A 12846-nucleotide genomic window follows, 5' to 3' on the forward strand; every position below is an offset into this window, starting at 1 on the left:
TTAGGATTTCAGGGAATTAAATTTTTGAATGGTTTCCCTGATTCCTTTTTCATGACGGTATTCTACAGCGCGTAATTTTTGCTGATACAATTCGTAGCTGTATTTATAGTATTCTTCGGTTACTATTTTTTCGGTATTTTTTTCTAACACCAGCTTTTGAATCTCATCATACTGCTGATCGGTAAGCTTGTAAGCACTTTTTAAGGTTTGAAATTCTTTTTCGCTATCCCGATTGATCCTGTTCTGCATCTGGGATACAAAAACAGTTTTGAATTCTTCTATTTTTAATGTTTTGGATAATTTTTCGCGAAACTCCAGATAGATGGCGTATTCGTCATCGCCCGGATCATGAAAATTAAAAATATTGGCTCCATCATTTTCTCTCCATGTCTTCAGTCTTTTATCGTTGCGTTCCTGAAAGATCTGCAATGCGAGTAAAATCTGGTTTATTCTCTCGGTGTCGATTTTAGCATCTGTAAGCTTTTTGATTAAAGCATCTGTTTTTGAATTTTTAGAATAGAGCTGTCCAAAACTTTTTATCAGGTCAAATTCTTTATTGGAAGATTTTATTTTTTCTTCGGTATAGGTATTCCATGACAAATCTTTATCATAGCTATAGTATTCCCGCACAAAGATTTCTTTTTTGGTATTTTCATAAAGTAAATTCCGGTACTTTTTTTCCTGCTCTTTTGTAAGCGTGTATTTTTCTTTGGCTAATTGCCATTTTTCAGCAGTAATCCTGTCAATGCGATATTCTAACTGAGGAAAAAATATTCTTCCGAATTGCTCGATTGTAATCAGTTTGGATAATGACAGAATGAATTGCTTATTATTGTATTCCTCGGTAATTTCATCATCACGAAAGGGAACGGGATATTTAGCTTTCAGTTCATTTTGTTGTTTTGCGTCTTCAGCAATAATCCTGTCTCTTTCTATTAGTAAGTCTTTAACTTTGGTAATTTGGCTTTTTGATAAACCGGCATTTTCCATCGTAGCTACAAAACTATCGATCAGATTATTTGTATTTGTCTGGCTAAAAGCGAATTCAATTTGAAATAAAAATAAGACAAGAAATAGAAGAGGTAGTTTTTTAATCATGAAATACTGGAAATTGCAGGTAGTTATTTTTTGTAAAAATTTTCATCAAAAATAACCGCAAGAAACATCAGTATGTAGTATTATTTAATCAAAACGCAATAGTATTCTATCAAAATATAATAGCATTTATTGCAAAATAGTCAGATTTTATTATTTTTAAATAGAAAAATTAAGAAGTAAAGTCATAAAAAAACTCTCTCGCAAACAAAAGGCATCTTGAAACTACAATAAATAAAAGCATAAAAAAACCGCAAGATTAAAAATCATGCGGTGAAATATATAATGCTTGTGCTTTCTACTCTGAATTATCCAATTGAAGTACCACATTTTGATAACGTTTACTAAGCGAGAACAACTGTTCTACAAAAATCATAATGGCTAATGGAATAAAGAAGAATGAAGTTAAGTCTTCTTCATATAAAAAATAGGTTGTTACAATAAAAATTCGGCCATATTCCAGATAATACATCCATTTTCGCTGTTCCAGTAAAGCACCGCAATTCACTAATGTGATTAGGATAAATGCCAATACAAAGACTTTATCAATCCCATTTAAAAGATTAAAATAATAAGTAAAAACAGTTAGAATCAAAGTACAGATTCCTAATTGAATATAAAGGTAATTTCTAAATCGCAATCTTTGATGCGGATTGCTTTTATCCTGCAAAAATCGTTTTTCTAATGTTGGCCTAATATCCTGATCCATATGTGCAGGACTACCAAAAACAGCTTTCCATCTTGCTTTAAAACCTTTTGAGCGTTTCCATAATTCATAAATCTCGAAGTAATAATGAGTATGCTGCCACAGAAAACTATAGCTTTTTAACGGATGGGTTAAACCGTATTTTGGTTTCTCCTCCTCTTCTTGAAAAGTTCCAAAAATACGGTCCCAAAAAGTAAACATATCTCCGTAATTCTTATCTAAATATTTTTCGTCAGAGGCGTGATGCACCCCGTGAATGGAAGGTGTTACAAAAACATATTCCAGCCATTTTATTTTACCGATAAGTTGTGTATGGGTAAAAAATGAATAGGCTCCATGCACAATAAGCATAGTAATAACCATAGCCGGATGAAACCCGACAAGCGGAAGAACACACCAAAAACCAGTTCTTACGACAGCCTGAAAAGTAGTAATTCTGGCAGCAGCAGTAAAGTTAAACTCTTCGCTATGGTGATGTACAATATGTGCCGCCCAGAAAAAATTAACTTCATGCCCAAGCCTGTGATACCAATACCACACAAAATCAGTTGCAAGAATTAAGGCAAACCATACAAAAATATTGCTCGGAATATCCAACAGCCTGTAATTGTTATAAATAAAATAATACAACTGATAAAAACTTGCAGCAATAAAAAGATTGATTAATCTTTCTGCAATACCAATACTAATATTCGAAACCGAGCTTTCGTAATTGAAAATCTCCGGTTTTTTTCTGCGCTGTATCAGCTTATATTCCAAAAATAAAAAAATGAAAAACGCAGGCATTGCAAACGCAAGAAAATTAATATGTTCCATTTTTTAAAAATTATTTTTTGACTCTAAACAACTTATTTTCAATTCTGTTAATGAAAGAAAAGAAATTTTCATTAATTGATTTTAACTGTCTGTCAGACATTCCATTAATAAAAAATTCTTTTCTTATTATGTATAATTCTTAGTTCTGTTTGTATTTTGACGCTTCTAAGGCTATATCTTTTACCGACTGTGTGTCGGCAACTTTTTGCAAAGCAATAATATAGGCAGCGATACGAGGCGTAACGTTATGTTTTGCTGCAACTCTGAAAACAGTTTCAAAACCTTTTTCTAAAATATCTTCCAGTCGCTTGTTAATTTGATGGATTCTCCAGGATTCCAAAAGCGAGTTCTGAAGCCATTCGAAGTATGAAACTGTTACCCCACCTGCATTCGCCAAAATATCCGGAACAACCAGTACATTATTATCATGCAGAATTTTATCAGCATCAGACGAAACAGGGCCATTAGCACCTTCTATGATTATTTTTGCCTTGATATCACCTGCGTTTTTTTGTGTAATTACATCTTCTTTCGCAGCAGGAATCAGCACATCAACATCCAAAAGCAATAACTCTTCATGTTTGATCGCAACGGAATTTGGATAGCCTTTGATACTCTTATTGTTGAGGTTATAATACAAAATCAGTTCCGGAATATTAAGTCCTTCCGGATTATAAAACGCTTCAGAAACATCACTTACGGCAACCACTTTTAATCCTTTTTCATATAAAAATAAAGCTGAATGTAATCCAACATTTCCAAATCCCTGAATAGCAACTGAAGATCTGGCCGGTCTTAATTTTAATTTTTGCAGTGCCAGAAGCGTAATGATACTTACCCCTTTTCCTGTTGCTTCTACCCTTCCCAAGGAACCTCCTGAATGCAAATGTTTTCCTGTTACCACAGCATGAATCGTTTTTCCGTGTACTAAAGAAAACTCATCCATTAGCCAGCCCATTTCGTCCGGACCTGTTCCCATATCCGGTGCAGGAACATCTTTTTCCGGACCAAAAATATCAGATAATGCTTTTGTATACGCTCTTGTAATTTTTTCTAATTCTGTTTTTGAATGCTCTCTGGGGTCGCAAATAATTCCGCCTTTTGCTCCTCCAAACGGAATTCCGGTTACAGCAGATTTCCAAGTCATCCAGGCTGCCAGTGCTTTTACCTCATCAAGGTTTACAGCTTTATCATAACGTATTCCCCCTTTTGATGGTCCTAACGCTGTATTATGAATCACCCTGTAGCCTTCAAAATTTTGAATTTTACCATTGTCAAGTGTAATCGAAAAATTTACAACAATTTGTTTTTCCGGTTTTTGTAATTTCTGTATGATCGAATCATCAAGGTTTAAAATATCGGCTGCGATATTAAAACGATCAATCATAGACTGAAAAGGATTCTGTTTAATTATTTCTAGGCTCATATTTTTTTAGGTTTAAGATTTTATTCAATTGATTTTGAAATTTTATATTTTAAAGTCTTCTGTTATGGACAAAAGATATTTACGTTTTCCTGTCTCTAATTACTGTAGCTGCGACATGGGATTTTCATCAGACAGCATTGCATCAGTGTATTGGTGTATTTATTTGATCTCATATCTATGTTTTTAAATAAATTCTAAAAAAAGCCTTTCACGGGTATGAAAGGCTAAAAAAAAAATAACTAACAAGTACTTTCTCTATTAACACCATTTCAAGACATGATTCAACATACAGCACATCGTGGAGCTGCAATTGAAAGACATCATATGTTGGCTATAGTTCTTCATTGTTATGGCAAATTTATAAATATATTTTATAAATTCTATAGAATTGATAGAGTTTATTTAAAAAAAACAAAAATATTTACAAAAGCCTTGTAAATCAAACTCTTACAAGAGAATAAATTTTACCTTATTTGAGAAAAAACAATGAAAAAAATTGCAATTAAGGCTAAAATGACCCCAATAAAATTGGTTTTAGATAATTTTTCCCTGAAAAAAAAGAGACCGACAAGAGTTCCTAAAACAATAACCCCCATATTCATTCCGGCAAAAACTGTCGACGGATTTTCAGAAAATGCTTTATGTGCTTTAAGATAAAATAGTATGTTTCCAAAATTAAAAAGCCCTACCAGTGCTCCAAAAAGAATATTTTTAGAATCAAATTTTACATTTTTGGAAAAATACATATAAACAGCCACAAATGTAGAAACCAACAAAGCAATACAAAAAACAACAAATAATGAAGTTGTGTAAGGTAAAGCGTTATAGAGTGCAATTTGTTTAAAAAGAACATCAATTAAACCAAAACCGCATAAAACTATGGCCGGATAAAGCCATTTATTCTGCTCATTTTGGGTTGGTTTTCTTAAAATGAGTAAAAGTGCAAAAAAACCAGTTACAAGTCCAACTAACTTATAAAGATTGAATTCTTCCTTAAAAATAAACCAGGCAGCCAGTATTGGAATAAAGAGTGATAATCGTTGAGCAGCATCTGTTTTTACAATTCCCATATGTTTAATGGATATTGCTAAAAACAAAAAAACAACAGGCAGCAGAAAACCGACTGCCAAATAAATATTCCACGGAGCGTTTGTGGTAACCTCAACCAGACTTGGAGTAAACGAAAAATAACAAAATAGTAGTGCAAATACATAATTGAAAGTAATTATCTGAGCCGGATTGCAATTGTAATTACGTGTTATTTTAAAAATGACACCAACTGTCACACTGCAAATGATACTTAAAACCAGAAATAACATATTACTATTTTTACTGTAAAAGTAGTATTTAAACTCATTCAAAAAAAGCAGAAGATTACCAAAACTTCCCTCAAACTTTAATGTTCTGTATACTTTTTAATTTTTAGCGGCTACTACATTTTTTACTTTCTTAGCAAAAATATGATTCGAGTTAAAAACCAATACCGCCAGGAAAATAATACTATATGCCAGAATCTGTAGCGGAGTTATTTTCTCTTTATAAACAAAACAAGCCAGACCAAAAGCAATCATCGGGTTAATATTTAACAGCATTCCAACTGTTGAAGAATTGATTCCGCCCAATGCATATAAATTTAAAAACAACGGTATAATTGTAAAAAATATAGCAATGGTTTCGATACAAAAGTAAAACGTAAGTTCAGTAGGTACCGGACCGCTATATACCGGATAAAACGGTACCAGCAACAAAGCCGCCACAGATATATGGAATGTCAGGATAATAAACTTGTCAAAGCCTTTATTAACACGCTGGCTTACTAAATAACACGCATAAGTAAATCCGATAATGATACTAAAAAACATATCCATAATGTCTGCATACGACAACAACAAACAGCCCGAAATACTTAATCCAACCGAAAGCCATTGTGTTTTTCCCAGTTTTTCATGCAGTACAAAATAGGCCAGCAGTGTTGTTAAAATTGGGCAAACCAAATATGCAAGTGAGGTCGCTTTCACACTTACATGGTTCATTACATAAATAAATGTAAACCAGTTGGCCATTAGAAAGAAGCTTCCTCCAATATTAAGTAAGATGGTGTATCTCTTTTTAGAAGCAGATAAAGAATTGAAAACCTCAATTGTCTCCTTAATTTTTTTGCGTTTGAACAAAAAAGCAATTAAGAGCATTAAAATACTACAGCTAAAAACACGGTAAAATAAAATATCCATTGAAGCATATTCATGAATTGGTTTTAGCACAAGACTAAAAAATCCCCAAACGGTGTAAGCAGTAATAGCTGCCAGGTAATATTTTGTAGTTTTCATGATGTTTCTTTTGGTGTATATCTGATGAAGCAAATTTCTTAAAAATAAAACAGCAATACAGATACAGTTTTTGTAAATTGCACCATAACAGTTTTATTTTATGAAATCACCAAAATCGTATAAACTGAAAGAATAAAAATCGCGATACGATGTTTCATTAAACACTATTATCTCATATGAAAAACTCAAACTACCTGTATTTGCAATTTGCCGATGTTATTGAAAAACAAATAAAATCGGGTCTTTTAAGTGTGGGAGACAAATTACCTTCGATTAGGGAAGTATGTGCAGAAACAGGCTACAGCATGAGTACAGTCAGTAAAGCGTATTATGAAATCGAAAGCAGATCTCTAATAGAATCAAGACCACAATCGGGCTATTATGTAAGCAATATTTCGGCAAGAATTGTTCCCGAACCAACAGCCAGCTCCCCTATTCTGACCACACAAAATATTGAAAGAGAAGATTTAATTGATTTGGTTTATGGAAATATGACAGATAAAAACGTTACCATGCTTTCATTAGGTTTTCCATCAAATGAACTTCTTCCGATAGCAAAACTAAATAAGGGCATGGTTCAGGCAATGCGGCAACTACCCAATAGTGGTACCAGTTATGAAGAAATACAGGGCAATGTTAATCTTAGAAAAGAAATCGCACGCTGGTCTTTTGCATGGGGAGGATCTCTAACAGAAGATGACATTATAACTACTCCGGGCTGCGTGAGTGCGATGTCACATTGCTTAATGACGGTTACAAAACCGGGAGATACCATTATTACAGAAAGCCCCGTTTATTTTGGCGTTTTACAACTGGCTAAATCTCTAGGTTTGTATGTTATGGAACTGCCCACCAATATAACAACGGGAATAGAATTAGATGCTTTAAAAAAAGCTATTTCGACTAAAAAAATTAAGGCTTGTGTGTTAATGAGTAATTTCAGCAATCCCTCGGGAAGTATGATGCCTAATGAACACAAGGAAGAAACCGTTAGCTTAATGGAATTACATAATATTCCGTTAATTGAAGATGATATTCACGGTGATTTATATTTTGGCTCAGCCAGACCAACAAATTGCAAAACGTATGATAAAAGCGGAATCGTGATGTGCTGCAGTTCGGTTTCTAAAACTTTGGCACCGGGATATCGTGTAGGCTGGGTTATTCCGGGGAAATTCAAAAAAGAAATTTTACGGACAAAATTATACCATACCATCTCTTCACCTACCATTACACATGAAGTTGTGGGTGATTTTTTGAAAAACGGCCGCTATGAAAATCATCTTCGTAAAATTCGTCAGATTCTGAATCATAATTGCAGTAATTACATCAACACTATTTTAGAATCTTTTCCAAAAGGCACAAAGGTAAGTCAGCCACAGGGCGGTTTTTTTCTTTGGATCGAACTCGATAAAAAAATAGATACTGCCGAATTTTATCATTTGGCCATGAAACACAATATCAGCATTGCTCCCGGTCGTATTTTTTCTTTTCAGGATCAGTTCTCCAATTGTATGCGTTTGAGTTTTGGTTTGCCATGGACAAATGAATTACGCCAATCTATACAAACATTAGGTAAACTGGCTGCCAAAAGTATTTAAAATTAACACATAGCGACATCGTTTTTCTTTGTACATAAACACACTCACTAATATACAAACATACAGTTATATTGAAAATCCGGATTTTTCAAGCCTCTTTTAATTTGGACTTTAATCTATTCATCTGTGTATTTAAAATCTCTATTAAAACATAAAAAAACCGGACAGTACAACTACTCACTGACCGGTCAACAATTAAAATACCAAAATTAACTTTAATTTATAAAACAAAATAAGCGTTGCTGTCCACTTTTTTAGGTTCGTCTTCTAAATCAAACTCTTTTAGAATATCAAATTCGCTTTGATATTCATTCAGCATTTGTTTAATATTTTTTTCGATTGTGTTTGCAATAGTCGTAACAGGTGTGTCTGTTGGCCTGTTTTCGAAAGGATCCTGTAAATGAATTGCCATTCTTTCGATTAAAAAGAAAGCAGCGGCAATAGCGACAATTAATGGAATAGCAAACCAGCTCAATACGCTTGTTAATCCAAAAGGCAGTAACAAAATAAACAAACACAGTGTTAATCGGATATACATGCTGTAAGTGGTTGGAAAAATGGTATTTTTAATTCGTTCACATTTACCCATTTCATCGCATAGTCTCGACAAGGTATTATCAATTTCTACTTGTTGATACATATTGATTCGCTTGTCATTTTTTGCATTTCGAAGATCACGTGCATGCAGCATCAAAATCGCATTTGGTATATTCTGATGATTTTTGATGTACTTTAATTCCTCTTCACTTATCAATCCCTTAAGTGGTTTTATGGCATCTTTATTTCTAAGTGCCTGACCTAAACTATAGCACCATGCAATTTGTCTTTTAGCAAAATTCTCTTTGAATTCACTCGCTCCAACAGAAAAATCAGGATCTTTATAAAAGGTTAAAACCTGGCGGATTAATGTTCTGGAATCATTTACAATTGCTCCCCATACAATTCGGGCTTCCCACCATCTATCGTAAGCCTGATTGGATTTAAAGGCTAATAATAACGATATAATTGTACCAATCATGGTTGGAATAGCAATCGGAATATCTACAGGAAGCGTAACAAAATAGTGATGAAAAACCTCAAATACTATAGTGTATGCGGCTACTAGGGCAAGTTCTACTTTAATTTTCCCGAGAACGTAATTCATTGGTATTCTTTTCTTTAATAACATATTTTCGGTTTTAAATTAATATTACAGGGATTGAGTCTTAGTAATTAATGAATAGCTATAGCTCTGTATTTTTTAATATTTATTGCGTTCAAAGGCTAATTTTTATTCACTAAAACTATTAAACCAGCTCCTCATATAATGAAAGTATCGGAAGTCCGAGTTTTTCATTAATATTTTGTTTTTTTGATTTTTTAAATTTGATTTTTTCTCCTTTTCGGGTTTCAACCAAAAGATCAATTTCGTATTTTGAAATTGCTTCAGATAAAGGCGTCATATTTTCGAGATCTTCAGTTTTTGAAGCCTGACTTACAATTTCATAAGAAAAATTATCATTAAGAAACTGCTGTACATCTTTTACATGCATGTTGGCATTGCTATTTTCAATATAAAGTGCTTTATTGAAATCTTCCCTGAATTGTTCGTTCCCTAAATGCAGAATTGGGCATTTTTGATTTCCTGCCAATTGTATCAGATAATGATGAATACGCTTGGTTTCCTGTTTATACGAATTAGATAAGATTATTAATTTTACAGAAAAATGCTCAATAATCCCTCTAAAAACAGGAGAAGAAATCCCGTATTGATTATGAATTTTAATTTTGCAGTTTTGAGTATGATCGATCATATACCTGCAGGTTGCTAAAACCTCTTCCTGACTTTTGGTAAGTCCGGTTCGCATTTCGCGCAAAAAATTAGATGATGAAAAAGAATCGGGAGTTTCTGCAATCATCATTAAAACAATTTCACAATCTGATTTTTTTGCTTGGTTTATCGCCCATTTTACAGCAGAAATTGTATCGTCTTTTAAAGTAGTGGGTATCAGGAAATTTTTCATATGTATAATCTTTTAGTATATACAGACAAAATAACTACCTGAAAATTAGAAGGGTCTTAATCTAAAATTAGAATTTTCTAAGATTCAACATTAGAATTTTTAATATTCCTCTTTTTAATGTTTGATTTGTTAAAAATGATAGTCACAATCGTTCCTTTATCCTGTTCTGATTGTACCTGAATTTCCCCATCGTGCATACGGATAATTTTGGAAGCCAGGGGAAGCCCCAACCCGTAACCAATATATTTGGCTGCAATTTTTCCTCTGAAAAAAGGCTCATACAAATGCGGGATATCTTCTGGCGGAATCCCTATTCCGATATCATTGATCGAAATTTTTATTGCCTCATTATTGGCTGAAAGCGTTACAAAAACCTCATTATTATCAGAATATTTTACACCATTGGTAATAATATTATTGATGGCCAGTTCTAAAAGTGGTTTGTTGCACGGAATCAACAACAAATTGGAATCTTTAGGGGCAAAATTAAGTTTGATACTCACGCGGTTGTCAGGAAAAATTTTATCCAAATCTGACTTAACTTCCAATAATAACTCATCGATTCGGGCAATATCCAAAACTTGTTTGTTTCCGTCGTACCCTGTTTGCGTTAGCTTAAGAAGGCTTTCAGTTAAATTTCCTAATCTGGAAGCCTGACTGTAAATATTCTCTAATGACTGAACATATTCTGAAACTGGACGTTCTTTCATCAACATAATTTCAGCTTCAGCAATTATGGTTGTAATTGGCGTTTTTAACTCGTGTGATGCATTGTTAATAAAATTTGCCTGAATTTCAAAAGAAGTTTCCAGTCGGTCCAGCATGTCATTGAACGTTTCTGTAAGATCTGAAATTTCATCAGCATTTTTAACTTCCGGCAATCTGTTATGGAGATTCGAAGCACTAATTCTATTTACTTCTTTCGTAATCCTGGCTACTGGATTGATGACTCTTTTTGCCAAAAAGCGTCCTAAAAAAAAGGCCAGGAGTATAAAACCGATGCCACCAAACAGCAATATCTTTACAATATAAACGGTAGTCGTTTTCCCTCTTCGGTCGCGTGCCCCAACAATTACAATATATTTTTGATCTCTTTCTGTAAAAACCTGACCTAAATAATACTTGCTGTTAATCTCAAAATAATCTTTGCCTGTCTGCAGAATATTGGAGTAAAATTCATTCGGTAGATTTAATTTGGTATTATAATCAAAACTATTGGCACTGTTGATTTTAAGAACATATTCTTCTTCTTCGATAAGTTCTTCGAGCCCGTTTTTCTTTAAATTACTGTAATATTTTATTTTTTCGGGATCATGCTGAAAATGAATAGAAGCCACAATTTTAGACCTGTCTTCAAGTCTTTTTAAGAAATGATAACGATTATTTTCTCTAAATAAAACGAATACAATTATGCTCAATAGCAAAGTACTAAAGGTAGAAAGTGCTACGTAAGTAAAAGTAATTCTTTTTCTAATATCCATTTTATGGCTGTATAACATAACCCAAACCTTTCGTGGTATGAATAAGTTTGGTTTTGAAGGGTTTGTCTATTTTTTTTCTTAAATACGTAATATAAACATCAACAACATTTGTATTCATATCAAAATTAATATCCCAGACATTATCCAAAATCTGATCCCGCGATACAATTCTGCCACTGTTTTTCGCTAAATAATACAGTAATTTAAATTCTTTGGCAGTTAAAATTATCTGTTCTCCATCTCTTTTAACCGTTTTTGCACGGCCGTTTATTTCGAGATCGCCAATGGTGATCACATCGACTCTGTCTATATCCTGATTAGCTCTTCTGTTTAAGGCATTTACTCTTGCATCGAGTTCTCCAAATTTAAAAGGCTTAACCAAATAATCATCAGCACCGGCATTGAGTCCTGTAACAATATTCTCAGAAGTTCCAAGGGCTGTCAGAAGCAAAACAGGTACAAAGTTTTTGCTGGCGCGTAATCTTCTGCAAATTTCAATTCCGTTAATATCCGGAAGCATTACATCTAAAACGACTACATCAAAAGTATAATTATGAATCATTTCCAATGCCGTTTTACCATCCAGAGCAACGCTGACATCGTTATTATTTTCAGCGAATCCTTTTCGTAAAATGGAAAGTAGATTTGGTTCGTCTTCGACTATGAGTAATTTCATTTGAATAAATGTATGAATAACAAAAATAAGGATTGAAACGTAAATACAAATTACTTAAACCTGAATTATGATTTTATTATGAAGAAAATAAAGAAATAAACTACTATTCAAAAGAAATTAATCGCTTTTAAGCCAGCCTGTAATACTCATTCTCGTATTTTGGGTCACCAAAACTTCATGCATCAATTCATTGCTTTTAAAAAACACTGTTTTTCCCTGAGTTGGTGAAATCTTTTGATCATTATTTTCCTGATGAATCATCAATTCCCCACCATCAGATTCTTGCCAATTACTATTGAGATAACTAATCATGGAATATTTCCGACTTGGATTATTTTTAAACTGATCCAGATGTTTTAGGTAAAAATCACCTTTTTCATATAAAGAATAATGAAATTCATAACCCGTGATTCCGGCGTAACAACTCTCATTTAGATAAATGATAAAGGCCTCGATCTGGGCAAAAAAAGCATTTTCAAAAACATTGTTATGTGTTTTATCTAACCAATAAATAGAATCGCTCCTGATTGCGCCATCGTAAGAAAGCTTTTCTGAATTTCCAATTCCAGCGTCTGACAGCAAACTCTTGTGATTTAAATCAAGTAGATTTTGTTTAAGATTATCAGCTAATTCTTTACTTAAAAAATGCTCTGAAATACCTACTTTATTTTCAATATAACTCGCAATCAAATCTTCGAAACTATTTTCCATTTAT

Annotated in this window: 11 protein-coding genes; 1 reads left to right on the forward strand and 10 read right to left on the reverse strand. The window is 33.1% G+C overall.

Translation table 11 applies throughout. The features are described from left to right. From FLACHUCJ7_RS23900 to FLACHUCJ7_RS23920, 5 genes are all read right to left on the reverse strand, one after another. Entirely contained in the window at positions 1 to 1098 is a 1098-nt protein-coding gene (locus FLACHUCJ7_RS23900) for a hypothetical protein (protein WP_180910811.1), read from the reverse strand. A gap of 295 nt (positions 1099 to 1393) precedes the next feature. Further along, positions 1394 to 2617: a sterol desaturase family protein gene (locus FLACHUCJ7_RS23905; protein WP_180910812.1), complete on the reverse strand. Its 1224-nt coding sequence runs from the start codon at positions 2615 to 2617 to the stop codon at positions 1394 to 1396. A gap of 139 nt (positions 2618 to 2756) precedes the next feature. Then, the gene (locus tag FLACHUCJ7_RS23910; RefSeq protein ID WP_180910813.1) at positions 2757 to 4043 is read right to left on the reverse strand and encodes a Glu/Leu/Phe/Val family dehydrogenase; all 1287 of its coding nucleotides are present in this window, start codon (positions 4041 to 4043) and stop codon (positions 2757 to 2759) included. 464 nt (positions 4044 to 4507) lie between these two features. Next, positions 4508 to 5362, reverse strand: coding sequence for an EamA family transporter (locus FLACHUCJ7_RS23915; protein ID WP_180910814.1), 855 nt, complete (start codon positions 5360 to 5362; stop codon positions 4508 to 4510). A gap of 96 nt (positions 5363 to 5458) precedes the next feature. After that, the gene (locus FLACHUCJ7_RS23920) at positions 5459 to 6370 is read right to left on the reverse strand and encodes an EamA family transporter (RefSeq protein ID WP_078229554.1); all 912 of its coding nucleotides are present in this window, start codon (positions 6368 to 6370) and stop codon (positions 5459 to 5461) included. A 176-nt stretch (positions 6371 to 6546) separates the two neighbouring features. Between FLACHUCJ7_RS23920 and FLACHUCJ7_RS23925 the strand changes: the two genes are divergently transcribed. Beyond that, the gene (locus tag FLACHUCJ7_RS23925) at positions 6547 to 7971 is read left to right on the forward strand and encodes an aminotransferase-like domain-containing protein (RefSeq protein WP_180910815.1); all 1425 of its coding nucleotides are present in this window, start codon (positions 6547 to 6549) and stop codon (positions 7969 to 7971) included. Between the two features lie 220 nt (positions 7972 to 8191). Here FLACHUCJ7_RS23925 and FLACHUCJ7_RS23930 read toward each other — a convergent pair whose 3' ends face one another. The 5 genes from FLACHUCJ7_RS23930 to FLACHUCJ7_RS23950 all read right to left on the reverse strand — a co-directional run bounded on the left by FLACHUCJ7_RS23930 (position 8192) and on the right by FLACHUCJ7_RS23950 (position 12842). Next, positions 8192 to 9139, reverse strand: a complete 948-nt coding sequence (locus FLACHUCJ7_RS23930; RefSeq protein ID WP_180910816.1) for a bestrophin family protein — start codon at positions 9137 to 9139, stop codon at positions 8192 to 8194. Positions 9140 to 9257: 118 nt separating this feature from the next. Then, on the reverse strand, positions 9258 to 9974 hold the full coding sequence (locus tag FLACHUCJ7_RS23935) for a universal stress protein (protein WP_180910817.1): 717 nt from the start codon (positions 9972 to 9974) through the stop codon (positions 9258 to 9260). 77 nt (positions 9975 to 10051) lie between these two features. Further along, positions 10052 to 11455: a sensor histidine kinase gene (locus FLACHUCJ7_RS23940; RefSeq protein WP_031454783.1), complete on the reverse strand. Its 1404-nt coding sequence runs from the start codon at positions 11453 to 11455 to the stop codon at positions 10052 to 10054. 1 nt (position 11456) lies between these two features. Then, positions 11457 to 12131, reverse strand: coding sequence for a response regulator transcription factor (locus FLACHUCJ7_RS23945; protein WP_078229557.1), 675 nt, complete (start codon positions 12129 to 12131; stop codon positions 11457 to 11459). 117 nt (positions 12132 to 12248) lie between these two features. After that, a complete protein-coding gene (locus FLACHUCJ7_RS23950) occupies positions 12249 to 12842 on the reverse strand; it encodes a 2OG-Fe(II) oxygenase (protein ID WP_180910818.1) in 594 nt (197 codons plus the stop codon). Positions 12843 to 12846 lie beyond the last annotated feature (4 nt).

It is taken from the genome of Flavobacterium salmonis (assembly GCF_903819435.1).
Lineage (GTDB): Bacteria > Bacteroidota > Bacteroidia > Flavobacteriales > Flavobacteriaceae > Flavobacterium > Flavobacterium chungangense.